The following is a 21,490-nucleotide window of genomic DNA, read 5'->3' on the forward strand; positions in this document are numbered from 1 at the left end:
AGGCACGCAGTAATGGCAATTTTAGACCCGCTTAAAAAGAATCAGTATACGACTACTGGTATGCCTGCCACGACGCAAGCGAGCCAGGGTACAGCTTCGGCCAGACCAACTGGCGGCGGCGTATCGCAAGGCACAGCCCAGACCTATAACGCTGCCACCGGCACGGCTCAGACGTATAAGCCGGTCGAACGCGACGTTAAGGCCAATGAGACGGTTCAGTCTCAGCTGGGCGATATCCTCGGCCAAAACTCCGTCTATATGCAGCGAGCTCGCGAATCTGCCAACCAGCAGATGAACAGCCGTGGCCTGTACTCGTCGTCTATGGCTGTTGGTGCGTCTCAGGGCGCTGCGATTGATCGAGCCCTGCCTATCGCTCAACAGGACGCCAGCACCTACGCACAGCGCGCCTCACAGAACCTGGGCGCCGTGAACGATGCCGGGCAGTTCAATGCCAACTCGCAAAATACGATGACGCTGAACAACCTTCAGGCGCAGAACCGCGCTGCCGAGGTGAACGCTGGCAACATTCAGCAGATGACCATGACCAACATGGACGCGCAGAACCAGTCAACGCTGCTCGGTCGTCAGCTGTCGTCGCAGGAGAAGATGCAGTCTCAGCAGATCAACTCTCAGGAGAAGCTGCAAGGTCTTCAGATTCAATCCCAGGAGCGCCAGCAGCAGCTGCAAATGAACCAAGATCTCGTCATGCGCCGCCTCAACGAGCAGCAGCAGGTTGGCATGCTTAGGCTCGAGCAGCAGTACGGCCAGATTGCTCAGAAATCAGAAGTCGTTTCGAGGAACTACGCACAGATGATGGACTCGCTCGCCCAGATCGGTTCAAACAACTCACTCACCCCTGACCAACAGCGAGCAGGCGCACAGCTGCTTATGGACCAAATGAACAACTTTCAGAGCTTTGCAAATGACCTGTACAGGCCTACCAATTCCCCTGTTTACCAGCGTACCGGAGGCTGATCATGGGTTTCTTTAAAAAGCTCTTCAAAGGCGCAAAAAAGATCGTCAAAAAGACGTTCAAGGCAATTGGCTCCGGCCTGAAGAAAATGTGGAAGAACAAATGGATTCGCGGCGCAATCATCGCGGCCGCTGTTATTGGCACAGGCATGTGGGCGGCGGGGGCGCTTGGTGCTTCCACCGTGGGGGCTGGGGCGGCTGGAGCCGCTGGCAGTGCTGGAACCGCTGCTGCGGGCGCTGCCGCTGGCGCAACTGCCGGGGTAGGTAGCGCCGTTGGTGGCGCTGCTGGTGCGGGCGCTGCTGCCGGGGCAAGCGCTGCGGCTGGAACTGCTGCGGGCGCTGCCGCTGGCGCGGGCGCTGCTGGAACGGCCATCGGAGCGGGAACAGCTGCTGCTGCCAATACCGGCATTCTGGGCTCGATCGGATCATCGATTGCCTCCGGCGCGTCTGCTATTGGCTCCGGTATTTCAAGCGCTGCCGGTTGGGCGGCTGCCAATCCAGGCGCGGCAAGCATTCTCGGCGGCGGAATAATGCAGGGCGCGAGCACGATGGCTGCTGCGAAACAGGCTGAAGACGAGCGCGACTATCAGGAGAAGGTCTGGGGTCGCCAAGGCGCTTTCGGCATTTCAAATGATGGCAGTGATCAGGGCGGCATGGGCGTCACGGGTCGACCGCAGATGATGTCATCACCAGAACCGACTTACCGACCCGAACAAATTGCCGCTGCACCGTCCAATATCCTCGGCCAGCCCGCAGCAGCGCACTACGGCCAGACGTACGCTGCACAACCCTACGCCCCGCAGCAAAAACAGCGTCTGCGATTCAATCCTGACAGCCGTTCATGGGAGAACGTAGCATGAGTATTTTAGGCGATCCAAACGCGCAACAGATGCCGCAAGAACAGATGCCTCCTGAAGCGGCAGAGCCTATGCCAGAGCAGGGAGCCGAAGAGGTCGAGGCCACGCCTGAAGAGCAGGCTATGGTCGAACAGTACGTCAAGGCTTCACTAAAGCAGGCGATGGGGAATCCCTCAATACATTCCAATATGGTCCAGACCATGCGGGCTTCAGCAAAGACGAACCTGTCGCAAGGTATCGCTCAGATCGCTGTCATGCTCTACGACAAGGCGGAGCAGGATATCGGGCTTCTGCCGAATGAAGATCTCCAGGAGCCCATTTTCGAGTCGATCATCGAGAATCTTATGGCCGTTGCTGCTGAGAACACATTGGCGCCGATCAAAGTTTTCAATGAGGACATGGCGGTCGAAATCTACACGATGGCGGGCCGCCTCTGGATAGACGCACACCCTGATCGTGCCGACCCTGAAGACGAGGCTTATATCGCTCAGGCGGAAGCACAGGGCAAGGCTCAGCCAGAACAAGCGCCGCAGCAAGCGCCAGAGCAACCACAATCAGGCATTTTAGGAGCGTAGTCATGGCGAGCTATGGAATTTTGGGCTTCCTCCAGGGTGCTGGCGGGGCTGGTAAAGAACTGGCCGACAAGGCTGTCGATAATCAGTACAAGGTCGCGGCTGAAGAGCGGGCGACGCATAACGAGCAGGCCCGTCTGAAAATGATGGCTGCGCTTGAGCAGAGTCAGGCGGAGCGTGATCAGGGTTATGCGCGTGAGAACTATGCCATCACGAGACGAGATCAGATTGAGGACCGCGACCTAACTCGCGCCGATCAGGCGGCGGCGGGTGCAGCAGAGCGCCAGGCGAAGGATGTCGACTACGCCAGAACCTTGGCGCGTGACGAAACGAAGGCTGCCAATGAAATGGCAATTGAAAGGCTGAAGCTCAGCACGAAGTCGCCAAGCTTCGACGTGAAAGCCGGTGTGAACCAGGCCACAGGGAAGCCCGAAATATACCGAATGAATAAGGCCACAGGCGACGTCGAGTGGACGGGTATCGCGCCGGTGCCAAAGAATGGCATCACGGTTGGGCCTGACGGCACCATTACCATCGGCGGCGATAACCAAGGCCTGTCGTCCGGAACCACCAGGAAGATTCAGGAAGATCAGATTAACGACACGGTGACGCTGGACAAGCTCAGCCAGATCGACAAGCTGTATGACAAGACCTTCCTTCAGGTGCCGGGAAAGGCAAAGGCAGGGCTCACAAACGCTATGTCCAGCCTCGGCATGGACGTGGACCCGAAGAGCGAAGAATATGCCGCGAACAAGCGAGCATTCGATCAGTTGGTTTCAACCGAGTTCTTTGCATTCAGGAAAGAGATCACAGGTGCTGCGGGCGCCGCGGCAGAATTGAAGCAGCTTGAAGACGGTATTATCAACACCAATCTGTCGCCTGTTCAGTTTGAATCGGCGTTCAAGACATACAAGGACGAAGTTGGCCGAGCCGTGCGGATCCGCAATAAGCTGCTTCGCGAAGGCCTGTCTACGAACGATGAAGACTACGCTGCCGCTTTCGATCAGCAGTGGAAGGAAACCAAGGGCGTCACGCCATCTAAATCTGAGTTTGAAGCGCGAGCGGATGAGCTCGAAGCCAAGGGCGTTCCACCAGACAAGATGATCGAGATGATGAAGCTTGAAGGCTTTCCGGTGAGGATGAAGTAATGGGATGGCGCGATCAGATTGCGTACGACGACTCAGCAACCACAACCACGCAGCCCGCGCAAAAGTCTGGCGGGTGGCGTGATCGCATCATTTACGATGAGCCGATGGAAAACGAAGCGGCTCCTGAAGCAGCAGCGCTTCCACCTGCCGCGGATCCTGTCGTGCCTGAAAAAGACGGTACGTGGTGGGATTCGACCAAAGAAGTGGCGAATAGCGCTTACAACTTGGTGACCGGTGCAGACCGAGAGACCGAAGCCGCCAAAGAGTTTGTTGACGTGCCGGGCGGATCAGAAAACTTCTGGAAGAATGGCCTCATGTCTGGCGGCTTGTTGACCACCAGTAGTGATCAGGAGGCGGCCAATGTCATCAAGAACTATTACCCAGACGCGGCTATTGAAGAAGACGAGAAGGGCAACGTAATCGTTGATCTGACCATGTACGGCGGGAAGAAGGGCACGGTGAACAAGCCTGGCCTCGATCATCGAGACGTTTTGCAAGGCCTGTTCAGTCTGGCTGAGTTCGCGCCAGCTGCAAAATACGGCAGCATGGCGAAGTCGGCCATTGGCAAAATGTTCGGCGTAGGCACGCTGAGCGCAACGACTCAGGCTCTCAATGATGGCGTTGCGGTTGCTAGCGGGAGTCAGAAGCCTACCGACAACATCATTGCCGACGTTGGGCTTGCTGGCGTGGGCGGAGCCGTTTTCGAGGGGATAGCCCAAGTCGGCAGTAAAGCGTGGAAGGCTTACAAAAGCGCGGCCGCGAACGGAACCCTGAGCGATAAGCAGAAAAGCGTCATCGTCCAGGAGGCCCTGAAGCTTGGCGTCCCTGCCGATGAGATCAATGACGGTCTGCTGAAAAAGTGGGCCCGCAGCGCCGATGACGCGGTCAATGGCGGCCGGGGCGATTTAAACCCACTGGAAAAGGAGTTCGACTTTCTCCTGACTAGAGGTCAGCGAAGCGGTGACGATGCGCTTTTGGGTGCCGAGGACTCTTTGAAGACTGGCCGAAGAGGGCAGGAAGCCCGCGGCATGATGCTAGGCGGCCAGAAGGCACAAGAGCAGCGAGCTCTGGATATTGTGGAAGAGTTCAAGTCTCGTGTCGCTAAGGATGGTGCGCGCATCGAATACCCCTCCGATGCAGGCAGGGCCCTGAAAGACCAGGTCCGATCAGCCGCGGCCAAAGAAAAGGAGAAGGTTGGCGCAGCCTACGACGCAGCCCGAGAGGCAAATCCAGCGCTCGCGGTTACCGATATGCGCGGAGTTGTCACACGAGCCATAAACGGACTCGAGGACGGTGCGGATCCGACCCTACCAGGCACATCAAAAGTTTTGTCGCAACTCGATGAAATGGACAAGAGCTTCGTCAACGATATCGATACCGGCCGAGCCGATGCGCTGTTCAATCTTAAGAACATCGAAACGCAGCGCAAAAGCATCGTCACAGCCATAAATAACGCGGAGCCTGGGCGTTCTGACTACCGCCAGCTCGTACAGATCAAGAAAGCTTACGACGAGGGTATTGATGAGGCGGTCGCTCAAGGCTTGTTCAAGGGCGATACCGCGGGCATTGAGAAGCTGAAAGAGGCCAGAGGCCTGTATGCTGATTACCACAAGAAATTCAGGGGCCGGGATGATGGCGGCGCTTTTATCAAAAAGCTTGTTGAGAAGAATCCGACGGATGCGGAGGTCATCAAGTCTCTTTTTTCCACCAGCAGCTTTTCAAACTCGGCCGCCGAAAATCTCGCCAAAAAGTACAAAGAGATTCTGGGCGCGGATTCTGATGCGTGGAACCAGGTCAGACAGGCAGCGCTTGATACGCTGATCAAGACTACCACCTCTACCGCTGGCGATCGGTCTGTCCGCGCCGTGAGCGGCACCCAAACGTTGAACTCAATCCGACAGGCGATGAAGCAGAACGACAGGCTCATGAAAGAACTGTTTACGCCTGATGAAATTGCGGAGGTGCGCCGTTTTGCGCTGTTGGTTCAGCAGTCACAGCCACCTTTAAAAAATGCATCCGGCACGACGTCCGTACTGATCGAGGAAGGATTGAAGGCCGGCGCCGCAGGTAAGTTTGGCGGTCTTGACGTCGCTCTGCTTGGAACCGATCAAACGGGCGCCCTGGCTGCAAAGAAAGCGGGGGAGGTCATGATGGGATGGTTTTCAAGTCGAAAGGCTCGGAGCGATGCCGCGGCAGCCTTCAGGCCTTTTGAGAAAGTGCTGAACAACGGAAACTATGAGCCGGTCAAGAACATGGCCAAAGGTGCCGGAGCGGCTGGCTATTCCAACTCTTCAGGCGAATAGTCCGGTTTTTGGACTCGAACGCCGTAGCGCTTTTCGAAATACTCGATGTGGCGCCGCGGCAGCCGGCTGATCTGAAGCTGAATCATTCGCTCGGGGTCGTCAAATACGGGATGGTCCCTAAACCAGACGCCCCAGCGGATCCGCAAGAACAGGAAGTATAGCGGCGCGAATACCAGCAAATAGCCGACGCAGCTGAAGAATATGGCCAGCATAATCCATTGAGCCCAAAGCCAGTCATCTGGAATTGCCAGGGCTATGCCGACATAAGTCAGAATGGCGAACAGCTTTGCGCCAAACCAGAAGTTGTCGCCGCGCTCAGTCACTGTAATACGTAGTCCCACCAATCCGCCGACTCGTGCCGATCCCACCGCTATTGTCATTATGGTAAGTCGTCCCGCCAACTGACCGAGACGTGCTCGAACTGCCATCGTTCCAGTTATTGTAGGTCGTCCCGCCAACGCTGCGGCCAGTGCCGTTCAGCCCGTTCGACAGGTTGTTATACGTGGTCCCGCCAACCTCTCTCGAAGTCCCCGAAACGCCGTTGTTGAAATTGTGATACGTGGTGCCGCCGACTGATCGGCTCGTTCCAGACGTGCCGTCCATGCAGTTGTGATAGGTCGTACCGCCGACTGTCCGTGATGAACAGCTCGCGAAAGCCTCGGCAGAGAACAAAATCCCCGCCGCAATTATTGTTATCGCTTTCATTTTCCCTGCCTCGTCTATTTGGCCTATTCGCAAGCTATCACCAAAGGCCAGCCCGAGGCAATACGGTTATTTCTTCACCTTCGACAACTCACACTTCAGCCAGGCGGCAACAGCCCCCGGCACAGGTACTGCACCAGAGGCCCAGCGCCTGACCGTGCTGCCGTCAACGTCGATCCTTTCCGCTATTCGGGTCTGCCAGCCATAGCCGAAAAGCTTCTGGCCGGCCTCCCTGAACTCATCCTTGTTCATTCAGACTCAAGAGCCTGAATATAGCGAATGACTGACTCGCTGAACCCATCGATATGAATCCACTTCCCATAACCAACGCCATTTTTATTGCTCGCGACATTGATCATGTAGGCTCGACCTTTCGGGTCCGGTACGCGGTCTGCTGACTGCTCGTCGGTGATCACGATCAGGCGATCATACTCAACCAGGCGCATCAGGTCGGACACAGCCTGACCCAAGTACGTGCCGCCATGTGGCTGGCTGCCTATGATCACATCGACCCCTGCCATACCTCTGCGAGCGGGACATTCGACCAGCGACATTGAGAACGTGAATACTCGCAACTCTTCAGCCGGAATCACGGCGCCAAGCGTTGCCGCAGCATCAAGCCTGCTCATATCGGATCGAGCAGAAACCTTGTCGTATTCCATTGATCCGGATACGTCGATCAGCACTGCCGTTCTGCCTTTCAGCTTCGGCAACTCCTCAAGGCTGGCAAGCAGCGCCGCATCGATTGCAGGCTCAAGCTGTGGCGCCTGACGGGCAGCAGCTACGAATCGGAACGGCAATACACGCCCAGCACCTTTCCTTGCCGCCAAGGCGTCTCTGACCAGGCTCAGATCAACCTTTGCCTCTACCATGTTGCGCAGGTTTCGGAGCAGCGCGAGATAGCCGAGCTTACCCTCTGCCAGCAACCTCTCGAACGTTTCTTTCTTGTCGCCACCACCGGACAGCCCAACCTCCCATGTATCAGGAGACTCAAGCTTGCCGTCGATCAGCTTTTGCCAGATTGCAGCCTGAGCTTCGTCTTTCGGCTTGGCGTGAACGAGGAACAGCGCATCACGAAGGGTAATGGCTGACTTGCGGTTATATTTGGCCATGCTGTAGGCGTCAAACTTTTGGAAGGCTTCGGCAACACCTTTCTTTACCTGGGCACCGAGAACAGGCTTTACCTTGTCGGGTGTAACCCCGTTCAAGTGAGCGCAGATGCTGATGATTTCAGCCAGTTCATCGGCCCGCTGGATCACATCAGCAATTGTTCGACCAACAACCGGATCGCCGCGAAAGTGGTAAGCCATGCTGGCAGCGACGAGTAGCGGTGCGTGGCGCAGGTTCATGGATGAACGAGCCTGCATAGCGATCAATGCCGAGGCATGAGCTCCGGCATGCTTCACCGCGTCGAAAATTTGCTCAGAGATAGTCTGGCCGTCAACGTAAAACTCTTTCTCCCACAGCATGCAGCTCATGACGAGTCTGCGCAGTTGCTGCTCTGGATTGATACGTTTGGCTTGGGCGCCTTGTTCCGTGAATACGGTGGGCTTACGTGCAGTGTTGAGCTTTGCCATTTTGACACCTCTGATTGAGTGGGTGCCGTGACTGGATGCGCCTTTGGGCGGCAGAAAGGAACAAGCGGAAATCGTATTTTCTGTTGCTCTACCGACTGAGCTACCTCACAAAAGCGAGGACTGGATTCGAACCAGTGACCGACAGTTTCCGAAGGAACGATTTTCTACGCCATTTCATACCATATAAGGCGGGCTGAAGGTTCAAGCACTTGCGGTAGGTTTCTATAGCAAAGAAGTAGCCGCGAGTTACGCCATTCATACCCATAGCATCCGGGATCAAACGTAAGCAGAGATTTTAGCGCTCTACCAACTGAGCTACAGCCGCTTTCACAGCTGGGTGGATTCGAACCACCGACCTCTCGATTAACAGTCGAAGTAACTGCCTACTACGCCACGGACAGGCTCAGACTAGTGCATATCGCACTAACTGTCAATCAGTCCTTCTGCTTCCGCATCCAAAGCCCAACCAGACCAGCTGCCAGTAACGGCGCCGTGGGGCCGACAGGCACGTCTACGCCAGTCCCGCCATCATAAAACGACACGAATGTCCCGCCTGTCAGTCCGCTATTGATGATCTTGCAGCTATACGGCGGCTCGCCTTCATCAGCGCAGTCTGTCAGGTCATAGAGGAAATCGGTCACGAGGACGGAGAAGTAATAGTCAACGCCAAGCTGTATGTGCTCCATGATGCCATTCGGGAAGTATCGCATCTCGCCGTTGTCATCCGGTCCAATGGGTCGGCCAGTCAGGATTCGGTGCAGCCCTAGATCCGGTTCCTCGGGGCCGTAGAATCCAAGCTGCAAGCCGTCCACGCCTTCAAGTCCAGGCCCGCCAAACTGATAGTTGAACTCTATGAACTCATCCCATGTATTCGGATTACCTCTATCGAGATCGAGCACGTAATCCAGTCCGAAGAAGTCGCTGTTTATATCGAAGCTCACCCGCTCCGGCATTTCCAGAATATAGGCCGCGTTGACTGACATAGAGCCGAGCAGAAGCCCCACCCCTAAAAGCGCTTTAAGTTTCATGTTTATTCCCTGCTGTAAAGTTTTTTGGTTATAGGTATTGCAGGGGCAGGTTAACGCTTTTTAATAGATGGATTCTGTACGTAGTTGGGGCAGGGTTCACATATTCGGAAATCCCGAATGACTGAGTCCAGTCTCTCCCGGTGTCACGCCACTCTGCGGACGTTGCGGCCTCGGGCATCCTGCGGTGAGGCCATGCCTCTTCCTGAAGCACGAGCGCAGCTTACTATATAACGGCGCTTATCTTGTAAGTCGTGGCCGCTTATCTAGTAAGCCATAGCTGATCAGTTTGTGCGCTAAGGCTTACACACCTTGCCGAAGCTCAGAACCCATCTGCTGCCGCGCTCAATCGGCGTCACATAATGATAGGTGGTGTCGGCCCGAAAGAAATAGATGCGCTGTCGCCATTGCCAGATTGTACGGGCGCAGATGAACTGCCCGCCTTTGTCGGCCTTCCAGATTTCGATATTGAAGCGGTAGACGGCGCCATGCTTGCCGGGGTCTTTGTGCTTCGGGATATATGAGCCGGTGGGATAGTGGAATAGGTAGCAGTCGAGGCCGAAGCGTCGAATAAAAGCGATGGTGAAAATACGATAGCCGGTATGGTAGCTGTCTTTGCCCCATTTCCAGAGTCTGAGTGACGGTTTGCCGATCTACTTTTTCATAGTGCGTGCTCCAGGATGGTGACTACGCTCGGACTCGAACCGAGTCGATCAGCATTTAGAGTGCCATCGAACACCTGCCGCAGTCTTGTGACTTGCCTGGTTATTGTAGGGGTAGGTCGGAAAGCATACAATAGAGGCTCGAATGCCTTGATGAAAGTTGAGTAGAGTTGAGTAGCAATGCCGCCCTGTCGAGCCCTCACTCGCAGGGCGATCTATGTGCCCGCAGCCTGGTGGGAGGCGCAGATGTCCAGTGCTGCGCTCGGTGGTTCGATTCCATCCGGGTATGCCACCTTTGAAGATGTAGGGCGGCGTATCGAGGCGTAGAAAACAGCCCATTTGCCCCATTTTTGCCCCACGGGATCGTTTCACCATCGCTAACTAGCTGATATTCCTAAGTTAGCAATGGCGGAGAGAGAGGGATTCGAACCCTCGATACAGTTTCCTGTATACACGCTTTCCAGGCGTGCTCCTTCAGCCACTCGGACACCTCTCCGTAAAACGGCGCACAGTGTAATCGCTGCAGATTCAAAAGACCAGCTGGTATCGCGGATTAGGTCTGGCCGCATGAGAATTGTGAATCTGCCTTCACCGGCGTTGTCTGCCGCTGGGCTCTTTGCTATAGTCCACCACCTCGCCGGACAAGCATACCGTTCGGCGAATAATAGGGTGGGTCCAGTTGGTCCCCTCGCAGCGATAAGCCGTGAACCTGGTCAGGCCCGGAAGGGAGCAGCCACAGCGGTGGATTCGGGTGCCGGGGTGTGGCTGGCTGGACCTGCCTCCAGTCTTAAGGTCAGACACTCCCATGGACTCACGTTAACCCAATGTCGCATATCGCCCTGGCTCGAAAATGGCGGCCGCGAAAATTCGGGGAAATGGTTGGTCAGGAGCATGTTCTGCAAGCGCTGTCCAACGCGCTGGACTCCGGTCGTGTTCACCACGCCTATCTATTTACAGGTACTCGCGGCGTCGGCAAGACGACCGTTGCGCGTATCTTCGCCCGTTCGCTGAACTGCGAAACCGGCATTACCTCCGAACCCTGTGGCCAGTGCGCCAGCTGTCTCGAAATCATCGAATCGCGCAGCGTGGACCTCATCGAAATTGATGCGGCCTCACGCACCAAGGTCGAGGACATGCGCGAGTTGCTGGATAACGTCCAGTACGCGCCCAGTCGAAACCGCTTCAAGATCTACCTCATCGACGAAGTGCACATGCTGTCCAACCACAGCTTCAATGCGCTGTTGAAAACGCTCGAAGAGCCGCCATCGCACGTCAAGTTCCTGCTCGCGACCACCGATCCGCAAAAGCTGCCGGTCACTATCCTGTCGCGCTGTCTGCAGTTCAACCTTAAGAACCTGTCGATGGACCGCATTTCGAAGCATCTGAGCTGGGTGCTGGAGCAGGAGCATGTCGAGTTCGACGAAGAGGCCTGCTGGGATATCGCGCGTGCTGCCGCTGGCAGTATGCGCGATGCGCTTAGCCTGACTGATCAGGCCATTGCCTATGGCGATGGTCGGCTGTCTGGAGAGCAGGTCACCACCATGCTGGGTACGGTTGATCGCAACACCGTATATGCCTTACTGCAGGCGGTGGTCGATCGTCAGCCAGTAAAGCTGAACGCTGCACTGGAGGCGCTTGCAGAAGCCAATCCTGATTACGGCGGATTACTGAGCCAGCTCTGCGAAATTTTCTATCAGATCGCGCTGCGCCAGCAGTTGTCATCGGCTGGTTCACAGGGGCAGGAGGCCGCGCTGTTCTCGGGTCTGAGTCAGCAGCAGGCACAATGGCAGCAGTCGCTTGCCAGTCAGCTGAACGGTGCCGACCTGCAAGTGCTCTATCAGATCGCGCTGCTGGGTCATCGTGACCTGCAGATCGCGACAGATGCACGAACGGCTATTGCCATGCTCATGCTTCGAATGCTGGCCTTCCTCGGCCCAGCTGAAGCCCTGGAGTCGCCTGAAGAAGACGACGAGACTGAGGTGGCGGCTCAAAAAAAAACACCTGAATCCGTAGCTGCAGCCCCCGTAGCCAATCCGGGCCAAGGCGTAGAAACGACTGCCGCACCGGCTGCCACTACCGCTGTCGCTGAAGAAGCTACATCGTTTTCTAGCGGTGATCAGCCAGCGGAAACCGCAGCACCTGCAGCACCTGCAGTAGCTGAAGACGATGGTATTCCTCCCTGGGTCGATGACGACTTCAACAGTCAGTTTGACGAAGAGCTGTCTGCTGAAACGGGCAGCAGTGCTCGTAAGACACCTGCAGCGCTTGAGGCCAGGTCATCGGTGGCGTCACCACCCGAGCCGGAGTCCGCTCGGCCGCCGCAGCGTTCAGCGCCTATCGATGAGGCCAAGGGCTCTGGGCCCCAACCAGCTGCATCTGCCGGCGATTCCAAGGGTTCAGGATCGCCAGCGTCCGGGTCCGGCAGTGAGGCGGTAGATCTAGGTCCCCTCATTACGGTAACAGCCAACGCTGAAGCCTGGGCAGCAGGCACGACCAGCTGGCCAGAGCTCTATCCCCACGTAGGCCAGTACGGTCTGCGTGGCATGGGCCACAGCCTGGCCGCCTCGCTCATGCTCACGGAGCTGACCGAGCGGGAAGATCGACTTCACTTTGGCTTCGTCATGGCCGAGAATGAAGCAGAGCTATTCAGCGAGAAGCATCGGCAGGGCTTGGCAGCTGCGCTCGGTGAGATCACTGGAAAAGCGGTTGATCTCGATGTGCAGCCGCTCGCGCTACGGGATGCGCTCGATAGTTGTGGCCCGCTCTCACCGATGGCCTATCAACGTTATCTGCATGAACGCCGCACGGAGCTGGCTCGGTCGGTGCTCGCTTCGGCGCCCGGTCTTGGGTCTCTCAAAGCGGCGTTCGGAGCCTCACTTATAGAAGATAGTGTCGTTTACGATCTGGCAAAGATGGATGACGACGCTAGCCGTATCAACAAGGGATAGAAGCGCACCTGCCCGGTACGCTCAGCAAACTGGAGAATACTATGGTCGGTAACTTGAGTGACCTGATGAAACAGGCGCAGCAGGTCCAGGAAAACTTACAGAAAGCCCAGGAAGACGCTGCCAAGGCAGAGGTCGTGGGTGAGTCAGGCGGTGGTTTGGTCAAAGTGATCATGACTGGTCGTCACGACGTTCGAAAAATTACTATCGATGATGAGATGATGAGCGAAGACAAGGCCATGCTCGAAGACCTCGTGGCGGCTGCAGTCAATGACGCCGTCCGCAAGGTGGAGGCTTCAAACAAGGACATGATGGGCAAGCTTACATCAGGCATGGGTTTGCCGGCGAATTTCAAGATGCCGTTCTAATCTGATGCAGGTTCGCCTTAGCCCTAGTATTGAACAGCTCATCAGAAGTTTGCAGAAGCTTCCAGGTGTCGGCCAGAAGTCCGCACAGCGGATGGCGCTACGTCTGCTTGGCCAGCGTCAGCAGGATGCTGCAGATATTGCGTTGGCAATCGGGCGGGCGCTGGAAGCGGTAAGACCCTGCAGTCGTTGCAGGAACCTCTGCGAAGCGGAATTCTGCCAGATCTGTGAAGATGATGGTCGCGATGCTACGGCCTTGTGTGTCGTAGCGTCTCCGCTTGATCTCATCACCATCGAGCATACCGGTATTTTCAGGGGCTATTACTTTGTCCTGCAGGGCCTGCTGTCGCCGATTGATGGCATCGGACCGGATGAGATAGGTTTGTCTGAGCTAGAGAAACGTCTTGATGAGTCTGGATTGGACGAGGTGATACTGGCTACAGACTCTACTGTGGAGGGTGCGGCAACAGCACATTTCATCGCTGAGCTCGCGCAACAGCGCGGCATCCGTCTCACAACCTTGGCGCAAGGTGTTCCTATGGGCGGCCAATTGGGGGCAGTCGATAGCATCACTCTCGGACATGCCCTGAGTGGCAGGAAGCCTTATGCCTGAACTGCGTCCTTTCCATCAGTCCATACCTGTAGCCGCGCGACATGATGCCACGGTGTACTGGATCGACAACGCTGATGATCTCGCTACCGCGGTTTCGATTCTCCAGTCGGCCGAGCTGCTGGCGCTGGATACGGAGTTCATCAGAGTCGGTACCTTCTATCCGGCGCTCGCGCTGATACAGATCCATGATGGCCGGCACTGCTTTCTGATTGATCCTTTGTCGGCAGTGGATCTCACGCCACTCAGGTCGATTTTCCTCGCGGAACATTGTGTGAAAGCCATGCACGCCGCGTCTGAAGACATAGAAATATTTCATATGGTGGGGCTCCCGACGCCACTGCCACTGTTTGATACACAGCTCGCCGAGCTGTTCGATCCGTCTGAAGCGCAGGGCGCTGGCTTGCAGGCACTGGTCTCTCACCACCTGAACGTCGAGATCGACAAGGGTGAAACCAGATCGGACTGGTTGCAGCGACCCTTGAGTGATGCGCAGCTCAATTATGCGGTGGCAGACGTTATCTACCTGTTTGCCCTTGCAGAACATCGGCTCAAGACCATGCGCAGTGACGCTGGCGCCCGGCGTCGGCTCGAACTCTGTTTCGAGGAGGCGCGGCTGCGTTACCCTGAGCCTGATCGCAAACAGGGTGCGGACTTCACTGCAGCTGACTTCAGTGACTATTATCTGAACATGCGCAAGGCATTTGCCCTGCCGCCGCTCGGTCAGCGGATCTTGCAGACGCTTGCCGCTTGGCGTGAGGTCGAGGCCAGGGAGCGGAATATCGCCCGCAAGAAGATTTGCGACGATGACCTGCTCATGGTGATGGCGAAAGAGCAGATTCACGCACCGGATGGTCTGCACCGCGTTCGCCGCATGGGTCAGAAGTTCACTGGCTTGCGACGGTATGGGCCTACGCTCGTTGCACTCACAGCGCAAGCCATGGCAGCGGGGCCTGAGGAAGGTTTCAGGCTGATCACGCCGCCTCTGCCGAAATCGTTCAAGTCCGTGGTCAAGCGGGTCAAGGCCCATATTGCGGAAGTAGCCGAGCGCGAACGAATCGCCCCGGAAGTGTTGGCGGGACGCAAGCAGATCGAAGAGCTCGTACGCTGGGTCAATCGTTCGCATGTTCCAGCAGGCGTCAGGGCTGAGGAAAGTGATGCGGTTGCACTCACAACGGGATGGCGCGGTGAGCTGCTGATGCCAGAGATTATCGAAGTTTCGCGGCTCGGCAACGAGACCGACTCAACTGATTCAGGATTTTCCGAATGAATTCACAATCGGCGCTATCGTTCGTGCTTGGCCATGACATCTTCCTGGCTTGGGCGGCGTATCTTGCGGCCGCAATCGTGGCCTATCTGTTATTACTATGGCCCTTGCGCGCCGTGCGTCCGCTATGGTTGCAGTTTCTCCTGCGAGGCGTGGCGGCAGCCGTCCTGTTCACGCCAGCACTTGTGCAGGTGTCGGAGCTCCGCCTGCTGGTGCCTGCATGGTTCACGGCGCTTTATGGGGTCTTGCAGAAGGCTGACGATGTCGTGCAGACTTCGCTGATGGCGCTAGTTGCCGGTGTCGCGGTCGCTCTGCTGCTTGGTGCTGTTCAGGCCTGGATCACTCATCGAAAGGATGAACGCGAGGATCAGCAGCGTAGAGCGGCGGCAGTTCGTCACACCCGGGATTCGAGAGCTGCGCCAGCTGCTTCCGCCTGAGGCTTGTTGGAAAACCGCAACTTAGCGCTTTGAGCTGATCGCTGCTATAACTTTGAATGTTTACATTCAAGGGCAGTGCAGGGAACAGTGATGAAGTATGACCGGGCTCCGGCCGACACTGGCGAGTTTTTCAAGGCTGGGACACGTTGGAACTTATCCATCTGGCTACTACTGTCACTACTGGCCGTGACCCTGATCGGCCCCAAGGCAGCCAACGCTGCGCTTGAGCTTCCCCCTGAAGCTGATGTGCGTATCCTGATCGATATCAGCGGGAGCATGAAAAAGAATGATCCAGAAGATCTTCGCAAACCCGCCCTCAATCTGATCACAGAGTTGTTGCCTGAGGGCAGCAAAGCAGGCGTATGGACCTTCGGTCAGTATGTCAACATGCTGGTGCCCTATGGCAAAGTCGATGACGCCTGGCGTCAGGACGCCAAGGAAAAGTCGAAACTCATCAATTCCGTGGCGATGTACACCAACATTGGTGCCGCACTCGAACGGTCCGCTGAAGACGCCGCCGCTAGCAGGATCTCACCGCCGGGTGACCTGTCGAATGCGCAGATCATTCTGCTGACCGATGGGGTGGTGGATATCGCCAAGGATCCGGGTGTCAATGTCGCGGAGCGTAACCGGGTGCTGACATCGCTCGTGCAGAGCTTCAAGGATGCCGGTGCGACCATTCATTCCGTGGCCCTTTCCGGTAACGCCGATAGTCTCCTGCTTAAACAGCTTAGCGCGCAGACGAAGGGCGTTTACTCGCTGGCAGAGACCTCGGAAGAGCTTAGCCGGGTGTTCCTGCAGGCCTTTGACAATGCCGTCCAGGCGGAGGAGGTGCCGCTGGAAGGTAACCGCTTCGATATCGACTCCTCGGTAGAGGAATTCACCGCGCTGGTATTCCGCGCAAAAGACAGCGATCCAATCGCCATCATCGATCCAGCCGGTGAGCGCTCGACAGTAACGGCCCACCCGGCATCAATTAACTGGATATCCACACGCAATTACGACCTCATAACCATCAAACGGCCAGTCGAAGGTTCGTGGCGTCTGGAAGGTCAGCTCGCGCCAGGCAGCCGCGTTACCGTGGTCAGTAATCTGCGTATGATCATGAAGGATTTGCCCGCCCAATTCTTTGCGGGTGAAGAGCTACAGCTGAATATCGGCTTTTTCGAGAACGGTGAGCCGGTTACCAGTCAGGATCTGCTGAAGCTGATTGATGTGTCGGTCACGATCGCTGCGGAAGGCGGCCAGTCAGGCACCAAGCTCATCAGCGACAGTGCAGCACCGCCAGCCGATGGCGTGTTTTCCACGCCTATCCGCAATTTGCAGAAGACAGGACGCTACTCAGTGCTCGTTCAGGCTGACGGCAAAACCTTCAAGCGTCAGACTCGAAGGGTAATGGAGCTGAGTCCGCCTGTTGCCGTTGAAGCCGAAGCAACCGGCTCCGGTGATGCGACATCATGGCGAGTTCACATTACGCCTCTGAGCCCGAATATCGATCGTGAAGCCACAAGCATCGTGGCCAAGACGAAGACGCCAGACGGCGGTACGCTGATCGCGTCGATACCGTATATCGCCGAGGAAGGCCGCTGGAGCTTACCGATTTCGCCTGTTCGTGGCGATGGTATTTACGAAGTCTCTCTTCAGGTGAAAGGACGCACACAGGCGCTGACAGAGTTCGAATTCACGCCGCAGGCCGTACAGGCTGAATTTCCCCGCCAGGAAGCCAGTCCCAACGAATTCACCTCGCTCATTGATTCCGCACAGATCGATCAGATCAACGAGAAACTTGCTGATGACGAGCGGGCGCGTGTGGACCGGGGTGCACAAGCGGAACCTGCGAGCGTACCTGTCGTGACACCGGCTGATCCGACTTCTCCGGCCGACACCATTAACGCTCAGACACCCGAGCCAGCCGATGTCGAACCGGAAAATGATGATGAGCTGTTACTCTGGTTAGCTATTGGAGGCGGTGGCGCGGTGCTCTTGCTGGCCGGCCTGGGTTTCTGGTGGTGGAAATCGCGTAAGCCAGCGGCCGACGTGAAGTCGGACGCAGTCGCTGAAGCGCCCGAAGAGGAAGACGTCAGTACAGAGGAGCTTGCCGCCGTCGCAGCTGCTACGGCCAGTCTGGATGCAGATGACGACCTGGATCAGGACCTGTTCGGCGAAGAGCCGGTCGCCGCGCCAGCAGCGGATCCTGAGCCCAGGCCTGCTGCGAAGCAGCCACCGCCCGCGCCATCCGAACCAGCGGCGCCAGTGGCTGCTGTTGAAGATGAGGAGGATGATCTACGCGGGCTCGCGGATGAGCTCAGAGCGCAGGCGGACCCTGTCGCCAGGCCAGAACCAGAGCCGGAACCAGCACCGGAGCCAGAACCAGCGCCAGCGGCCGAGCCCGTGCCGGCAGCAGAAGACGATGACGATCTCGAATTTGCGATGGAGCTGGATGAGGAAGCGCCCGAGCCGATGGCGCGCACAAAGCCTGCACCCCCGCCAGTTGATGAAGCCGATCTTCCGGAGATTGATATGTCGGACTTCGACGATATCGACGATTTGTTGGATGAAGGTCGCGCTGCGGGTGAGGCCGGACTTGAAGATGAGGAGGCCGAGACAGGCGAAGACGCTGCAGCTGATGTGTCAGCCGACGATGGAGAATTCAATCTCGAAGACTTCGATATTGCTGACACCGATGAGCTGCCGGACACCGAGGACGAGAGTCGGCAGCGTCCTGATGCCGGCAAGACTGAGCCCGCCAGGAAAAAATAGCCCAGCGCTAGTCGGTCGGCCTGGTAGAAAATGCCGGCCAACAGCGCCGGCTATGCAGGGCCAGCTGTAGGCTACTGAATGTTTTCCTGGTCGCCAAACTGACCTTCGAACAGAGGGGACGACAGATAGCGTTCGGCCATGTCTGGCAGAATCACCACGAAGTGCTTGCCTTCGAACTCAGGCAGCTCCGCCAGCCGAACCGCAACAGCGGCGGCCGCGCCGCAAGAGGTCCCACACAAGATGCCTTCCTCCTTCATCAGCCTGTGCGCAAAGGCCATGGCCTCCTGATCGCTGACCAGCTCCACACGATCGATCATCGACAGGTCGAGGTTGCCAGGTATGAAGCCTGCGCCAATGCCCTGAATCTTGTGTGGCGAAGGCTTGAGTTCGCTGCCCGACATGGTCTGTGAGATAACCGGTGAACTCTCTGGCTCGACGGCCACGGTGATGATCTGCTTGTTCTTCTGCTGCTTGATATAGCGAGACACCCCCGTGAGCGTGCCACCCGTGCCCACGCCTGCGACAAACACATCGATCTTGCCGTCAGTGTCATCCCAGATTTCCGGGCCAGTGGTTTTTTCATGAATCTCGGGGTTGGCGGGATTTTCGAACTGCTGCAGCATCAGATGCGTGTCAGGATTTTCAGCCACCAGCGCTTCAGCTGCCGCAATCGCGCCTTTCATGCCTTTCGGTGGCTCGGTCAGGACGACTTCAGCGCCCAGTGCCTTCACGACCTTTCTGCGCTCCAGGCTCATTGAAGCGGGCATGGTCAGCTTGAGCTTGTAACCACGAGCAGCAGCGACGAATGCCAGCGCGATACCCGTGTTGCCACTTGTAGGTTCAACCAACGTCATGCCTGGCTTCAATTTGCCAGCCTTCTCCGCAGCCCACACCATGTTGGCGCCAATGCGACATTTCACGGAAAACGCGGGGTTTCGGCCTTCAATCTTGGCGTAGACATTCTTGTTGGTGACCCGGTTGAGCCGCACAAGCGGCGTATTGCCTATCGAATAGGAGTTGTCTTCATAAATCTTGCCCATGGTCGCCTCTCTTGTCCTTGTTTCGCGTGGGGAATCAGCTGGGAATCTCTCCCATAGGGTTCATTACACATCACAGGCATACAAATGTATACTGGCTCGCCAATCACATTGAGGTCGATGCGCGCTATGAAGTTCACTGGTACCGGCGAGTATGTTGCCACCGAAGATTTACAGATGGCAGTCAATGCCGCTATCGCTCTACAGCGCCCGCTGCTCATAAAGGGTGAGCCAGGTACGGGCAAGACCATGCTGGCCGAGCAGCTGGCTGAATCACTGAACATGAAGCTGGTTCAGTGGCACATCAAGTCCACCACCAAAGCTCAACAGGGCCTCTACGAGTATGACGCCGTATCGCGTCTGCGAGACTCCCAGCTGGGCAGCGACCGCGTGCATGACATCGGCAACTACATCAAGAAAGGCAAGCTGTGGGAAGCCTTTGCGGCCGAAGAGCAGTGCGTGCTGCTGATCGATGAGGTCGACAAGGCCGATATTGAATTCCCCAACGATCTGCTGCTCGAACTCGACAAGATGGAGTTCCATGTTTACGAGACGCAGGAGCGCATCAAGGCGATTCACCGGCCAATTGTGATCATCACGTCGAACAATGAGAAGGAACTGCCGGACGCCTTCCTGCGCCGCTGCTTCTTCCATTACATCAACTTCCCTGATCGCGAGACCATGCAGCAGATCATCGATGTGCATTATCCGAACATCAAGAAGCAGCTGGTTGCAGATGCCATGGATATCTTCTTCGATATCCGCAAAGTGCCCGGTTTGAAGAAGAAGCCCTCGACGTCCGAGCTCATCGACTGGCTCAAGCTGTTGATGGCGGACGATATCCCCAAGGATGTGCTGCATGCGAAGGACGCTGCCCAGGCCATTCCGCCGCTCTACGGCGCGCTGGTGAAGAACGAGCAGGACGTACACTTATTGCAGAAACTGGCGTTCATGGCGCGCCGCCGGGGCTGATACCATGTTGCTAGGCTTTTTCGATATCCTGCGCCAGCACAAGGTGCCTGTAAGTGTGCGTGAGTTTCTTGATCTCATGAACGCCTTGCAGCACCGGCTGGCCTTCGCCGACATGAATGACTTCTACTTCCTCACCAGGACCATACTGGTAAAGGACGAGAAGCATTTTGACAAGTTCGACAAGGCTTTCGGTCATTTCTTCGAGGGCATCGAGAGCATCGATCTCGCGCTCGAAGCGCTAATACCGGAAGACTGGTTAAGGGCTGAGTTCGAGCGGCAACTCTCCGAAGAAGACAAGGCCAAGATCGAGTCTCTCGGTGGCCTGGAAGAGCTTATCAAAGCCTTCAAGGAGCGTCTGGAAAAGCAGAAGGAGCGTCATCAGGGCGGTAACAAGATGATAGGCACCGGTGGTACCTCGCCGTTTGGCGCCAATGGTTATAATCCTGAAGGTTTTCGTATAGGGCAGGAGAAAAGCAGGCATAATCGCGCGGTCAAGGTGTGGGACAAGCGCGAGTTCAGGGATCTCGATGACTCGATAACCCTCGGCATACGCAATATCAAGGTCGCTCTACGTCGCTTGCGGAAGTTCGCGAGGCAGGGTGCCGCCGATGAACTGGATCTGCCTGACACCATCTCGAGCACGGCTCGCAATGCGGGATATCTCGATATCAAGATGGTTCCTGAGCGGCATAATACCGTCAAGGTTCTGCTGTTCTTCGATATCGGCGGTTCAATGGATCCGCATATCCGTGTGTGCGAAGAGCTGTTCTCGGCAACACGCACCGAGTTCAAGCACATGGAGAACTTCTATTTCCACAACTTCATCTATGAGGTGGTATGGAAGAATAATGTGCGTCGCACCACGGAAACGACATCGATGTGGGATGTCATTAACACCTATGGTGCTGATTACAAAGTTATTTTTGTTGGTGATGCCAGTATGGCACCCTACGAGATATCGCATCCTGGTGGCAGTATCGAGCACTGGAACGAGGAGGCTGGCGCTGTCTGGATGCAGAGAATCAGGGAAAAGTTCAACAAGGTCATCTGGCTCAACCCGCTACCCGAGGCTTATTGGGGGCAGGGTGGGTCGCTTGGCATGACCAGGCAGCTGCTGGACGACAAGATGTACCCACTCACCATCGAAGGGCTCGAAGCTGGTATGAAATATCTGAGTCAGTAGGCCGGAAGGGCCCGCTGGCCCAGTCTCCTGTAGATTTGGTGTTCGTCACACCCATTCCCACTGATGAGTGATAGACTCCCTCCACAAAATTGCTGT

The 21,490-nt window shown here is 56.5% G+C and carries 21 protein-coding genes, 1 tRNA gene and 1 other RNA gene; 16 read left to right on the forward strand and 7 right to left on the reverse strand.

Annotated features, from left to right (window positions below; all coding sequences use genetic code 11):
• Positions 1-12: 12 nt before the first annotated feature.
• The 5 genes from ACH3PB_RS04080 to ACH3PB_RS04100 are packed head-to-tail and all read left to right on the forward strand — an operon-like array spanning position 13 to position 5,852.
• Positions 13-975 (forward strand): hypothetical protein, encoded by a 963-nt coding sequence (locus tag ACH3PB_RS04080; RefSeq protein ID WP_416398143.1) that lies wholly within the window; start codon positions 13-15, stop codon positions 973-975.
• A gap of 2 nt (positions 976-977) precedes the next feature.
• Entirely contained in the window at positions 978-1,832 is an 855-nt protein-coding gene (locus ACH3PB_RS04085) for a hypothetical protein (RefSeq protein ID WP_416398145.1), read from the forward strand.
• The gene (locus ACH3PB_RS04090) at positions 1,829-2,404 is read left to right on the forward strand and encodes a hypothetical protein (RefSeq protein ID WP_416398146.1); all 576 of its coding nucleotides are present in this window, start codon (positions 1,829-1,831) and stop codon (positions 2,402-2,404) included. Before ACH3PB_RS04085 ends, ACH3PB_RS04090 begins: the two co-directional genes overlap by 4 nt.
• Positions 2,405-2,406: 2 nt before the next feature.
• Positions 2,407-3,549, forward strand: a complete 1,143-nt coding sequence (locus ACH3PB_RS04095; protein WP_416398148.1) for a hypothetical protein — start codon at positions 2,407-2,409, stop codon at positions 3,547-3,549.
• A complete protein-coding gene (locus ACH3PB_RS04100) occupies positions 3,549-5,852 on the forward strand; it encodes a hypothetical protein (RefSeq protein ID WP_416398150.1) in 2,304 nt (767 codons plus the stop codon). Before ACH3PB_RS04095 ends, ACH3PB_RS04100 begins: the two co-directional genes overlap by 1 nt.
• Here the strand turns inward: ACH3PB_RS04100 and ACH3PB_RS04105 are convergent.
• From ACH3PB_RS04105 to ACH3PB_RS04125, 5 genes are all read right to left on the reverse strand, one after another.
• Positions 5,828-6,193, reverse strand: a complete 366-nt coding sequence (locus ACH3PB_RS04105) for a hypothetical protein (RefSeq protein ID WP_416398151.1) — start codon at positions 6,191-6,193, stop codon at positions 5,828-5,830. The genes ACH3PB_RS04100 and ACH3PB_RS04105 overlap by 25 nt on opposite strands.
• Positions 6,168-6,557, reverse strand: coding sequence for a hypothetical protein (locus ACH3PB_RS04110; RefSeq protein WP_416398153.1), 390 nt, complete (start codon positions 6,555-6,557; stop codon positions 6,168-6,170). The genes ACH3PB_RS04105 and ACH3PB_RS04110 overlap by 26 nt, the downstream gene beginning before the upstream one ends.
• Positions 6,558-6,623: 66 nt before the next feature.
• On the reverse strand, positions 6,624-6,806 hold the full coding sequence (locus ACH3PB_RS04115) for a hypothetical protein (protein WP_416398154.1): 183 nt from the start codon (positions 6,804-6,806) through the stop codon (positions 6,624-6,626).
• Positions 6,803-8,131: a TROVE domain-containing protein gene (locus ACH3PB_RS04120; RefSeq protein WP_416398155.1), complete on the reverse strand. Its 1,329-nt coding sequence runs from the start codon at positions 8,129-8,131 to the stop codon at positions 6,803-6,805. The genes ACH3PB_RS04115 and ACH3PB_RS04120 overlap by 4 nt, the downstream gene beginning before the upstream one ends.
• A gap of 434 nt (positions 8,132-8,565) precedes the next feature.
• Positions 8,566-9,159 carry a hypothetical protein gene (locus tag ACH3PB_RS04125; protein WP_416398156.1) on the reverse strand — a complete coding sequence of 198 codons (594 nt, stop codon included), beginning with the start codon at positions 9,157-9,159 and terminating at the stop codon, positions 8,566-8,568.
• Between the two features lie 359 nt (positions 9,160-9,518).
• Here ACH3PB_RS04125 and ACH3PB_RS04130 point away from each other — a divergent pair, with 359 nt between their 5' ends.
• Positions 9,519-9,680, forward strand: a complete 162-nt coding sequence (locus ACH3PB_RS04130; protein WP_416398157.1) for a hypothetical protein — start codon at positions 9,519-9,521, stop codon at positions 9,678-9,680.
• Between the two features lie 318 nt (positions 9,681-9,998).
• On the forward strand, positions 9,999-10,145 hold the full coding sequence (locus ACH3PB_RS04135; protein ID WP_416398158.1) for a hypothetical protein: 147 nt from the start codon (positions 9,999-10,001) through the stop codon (positions 10,143-10,145).
• A 79-nt stretch (positions 10,146-10,224) separates the two neighbouring features.
• Here ACH3PB_RS04135 and ACH3PB_RS04140 read toward each other — a convergent pair.
• Positions 10,225-10,314, reverse strand: a tRNA-Ser gene (locus ACH3PB_RS04140).
• Positions 10,315-10,495: 181 nt separating this feature from the next.
• On the opposite strand from ACH3PB_RS04140, the gene ffs reads away from it, so the two are divergent.
• The 7 genes from ffs (at position 10,496) to ACH3PB_RS04175 (ending at position 18,202) form a co-directional block, all read left to right on the forward strand.
• Positions 10,496-10,592, forward strand: an RNA gene (gene ffs / locus ACH3PB_RS04145) — signal recognition particle sRNA small type.
• A 50-nt stretch (positions 10,593-10,642) separates the two neighbouring features.
• On the forward strand, positions 10,643-12,766 hold the full coding sequence (gene dnaX, locus ACH3PB_RS04150; RefSeq protein WP_416398160.1) for a DNA polymerase III subunit gamma/tau: 2,124 nt from the start codon (positions 10,643-10,645) through the stop codon (positions 12,764-12,766).
• 41 nt (positions 12,767-12,807) lie between these two features.
• The gene (locus tag ACH3PB_RS04155; protein ID WP_416398162.1) at positions 12,808-13,131 is read left to right on the forward strand and encodes a YbaB/EbfC family nucleoid-associated protein; all 324 of its coding nucleotides are present in this window, start codon (positions 12,808-12,810) and stop codon (positions 13,129-13,131) included.
• 49 nt (positions 13,132-13,180) lie between these two features.
• The gene (gene recR / locus ACH3PB_RS04160) at positions 13,181-13,741 is read left to right on the forward strand and encodes a recombination mediator RecR (protein WP_416398163.1); all 561 of its coding nucleotides are present in this window, start codon (positions 13,181-13,183) and stop codon (positions 13,739-13,741) included.
• Positions 13,734-15,008: a ribonuclease D gene (locus ACH3PB_RS04165; RefSeq protein WP_416398164.1), complete on the forward strand. Its 1,275-nt coding sequence runs from the start codon at positions 13,734-13,736 to the stop codon at positions 15,006-15,008. The genes recR and ACH3PB_RS04165 overlap by 8 nt, the downstream gene beginning before the upstream one ends.
• Entirely contained in the window at positions 15,005-15,442 is a 438-nt protein-coding gene (locus ACH3PB_RS04170) for a hypothetical protein (protein ID WP_416398165.1), read from the forward strand. The genes ACH3PB_RS04165 and ACH3PB_RS04170 overlap by 4 nt, the downstream gene beginning before the upstream one ends.
• A gap of 90 nt (positions 15,443-15,532) precedes the next feature.
• Positions 15,533-18,202, forward strand: coding sequence for a VWA domain-containing protein (locus tag ACH3PB_RS04175; protein ID WP_416398166.1), 2,670 nt, complete (start codon positions 15,533-15,535; stop codon positions 18,200-18,202).
• 71 nt (positions 18,203-18,273) lie between these two features.
• Here ACH3PB_RS04175 and cysK read toward each other — a convergent pair whose 3' ends face one another.
• Positions 18,274-19,242, reverse strand: coding sequence for a cysteine synthase A (gene cysK / locus ACH3PB_RS04180; RefSeq protein ID WP_416398167.1), 969 nt, complete (start codon positions 19,240-19,242; stop codon positions 18,274-18,276).
• Positions 19,243-19,368: 126 nt separating this feature from the next.
• Between cysK and ACH3PB_RS04185 the strand changes: the two genes are divergently transcribed.
• The gene (locus tag ACH3PB_RS04185; RefSeq protein WP_416398168.1) at positions 19,369-20,211 is read left to right on the forward strand and encodes an AAA family ATPase; all 843 of its coding nucleotides are present in this window, start codon (positions 19,369-19,371) and stop codon (positions 20,209-20,211) included.
• 4 nt (positions 20,212-20,215) lie between these two features.
• Positions 20,216-21,394 (forward strand): vWA domain-containing protein, encoded by a 1,179-nt coding sequence (locus ACH3PB_RS04190; RefSeq protein WP_416398170.1) that lies wholly within the window; start codon positions 20,216-20,218, stop codon positions 21,392-21,394.
• The last annotated feature ends 96 nt before the right edge of the window (positions 21,395-21,490 follow it).

The organism is Allohahella sp. A8 (assembly GCF_047946665.1).
Lineage (GTDB): Bacteria > Pseudomonadota > Gammaproteobacteria > Pseudomonadales > Oleiphilaceae > Allohahella.

Excerpts from the sequence above, each read along its gene's own strand:
- ACH3PB_RS04095 (WP_416398148.1), top strand. The coding sequence starts at position 2,407 with ATGGCGAGCTATGGAATTTTGGGCTTCCTCCAGGGTGCTGGCGGGGCT.
- ACH3PB_RS04165 (WP_416398164.1), top strand. The coding sequence starts at position 13,734 with ATGCCTGAACTGCGTCCTTTCCATCAGTCCATACCTGTAGCCGCGCGA.
- ACH3PB_RS04130 (WP_416398157.1), top strand. The coding sequence starts at position 9,519 with ATGATAGGTGGTGTCGGCCCGAAAGAAATAGATGCGCTGTCGCCATTG.
- ACH3PB_RS04190 (WP_416398170.1), top strand. The coding sequence starts at position 20,216 with ATGTTGCTAGGCTTTTTCGATATCCTGCGCCAGCACAAGGTGCCTGTA.
- ACH3PB_RS04125 (WP_416398156.1), bottom strand. The coding sequence starts at position 9,159 with ATGAAACTTAAAGCGCTTTTAGGGGTGGGGCTTCTGCTCGGCTCTATG.
- ACH3PB_RS04155 (WP_416398162.1), top strand. The coding sequence starts at position 12,808 with ATGGTCGGTAACTTGAGTGACCTGATGAAACAGGCGCAGCAGGTCCAG.
- dnaX (WP_416398160.1), top strand. The coding sequence starts at position 10,643 with ATGTCGCATATCGCCCTGGCTCGAAAATGGCGGCCGCGAAAATTCGGG.
- ACH3PB_RS04185 (WP_416398168.1), top strand. The coding sequence starts at position 19,369 with ATGAAGTTCACTGGTACCGGCGAGTATGTTGCCACCGAAGATTTACAG.
- ACH3PB_RS04135 (WP_416398158.1), top strand. The coding sequence starts at position 9,999 with ATGCCGCCCTGTCGAGCCCTCACTCGCAGGGCGATCTATGTGCCCGCA.
- ACH3PB_RS04100 (WP_416398150.1), top strand. The coding sequence starts at position 3,549 with ATGGGATGGCGCGATCAGATTGCGTACGACGACTCAGCAACCACAACC.
- ACH3PB_RS04120 (WP_416398155.1), bottom strand. The coding sequence starts at position 8,131 with ATGGCAAAGCTCAACACTGCACGTAAGCCCACCGTATTCACGGAACAA.
- ACH3PB_RS04115 (WP_416398154.1), bottom strand. The coding sequence starts at position 6,806 with ATGAACAAGGATGAGTTCAGGGAGGCCGGCCAGAAGCTTTTCGGCTAT.
- ACH3PB_RS04085 (WP_416398145.1), top strand. The coding sequence starts at position 978 with ATGGGTTTCTTTAAAAAGCTCTTCAAAGGCGCAAAAAAGATCGTCAAA.
- ACH3PB_RS04080 (WP_416398143.1), top strand. The coding sequence starts at position 13 with ATGGCAATTTTAGACCCGCTTAAAAAGAATCAGTATACGACTACTGGT.
- ACH3PB_RS04110 (WP_416398153.1), bottom strand. The coding sequence starts at position 6,557 with ATGAAAGCGATAACAATAATTGCGGCGGGGATTTTGTTCTCTGCCGAG.
- ACH3PB_RS04090 (WP_416398146.1), top strand. The coding sequence starts at position 1,829 with ATGAGTATTTTAGGCGATCCAAACGCGCAACAGATGCCGCAAGAACAG.
- ACH3PB_RS04175 (WP_416398166.1), top strand. The coding sequence starts at position 15,533 with ATGAAGTATGACCGGGCTCCGGCCGACACTGGCGAGTTTTTCAAGGCT.
- ACH3PB_RS04170 (WP_416398165.1), top strand. The coding sequence starts at position 15,005 with ATGAATTCACAATCGGCGCTATCGTTCGTGCTTGGCCATGACATCTTC.
- cysK (WP_416398167.1), bottom strand. The coding sequence starts at position 19,242 with ATGGGCAAGATTTATGAAGACAACTCCTATTCGATAGGCAATACGCCG.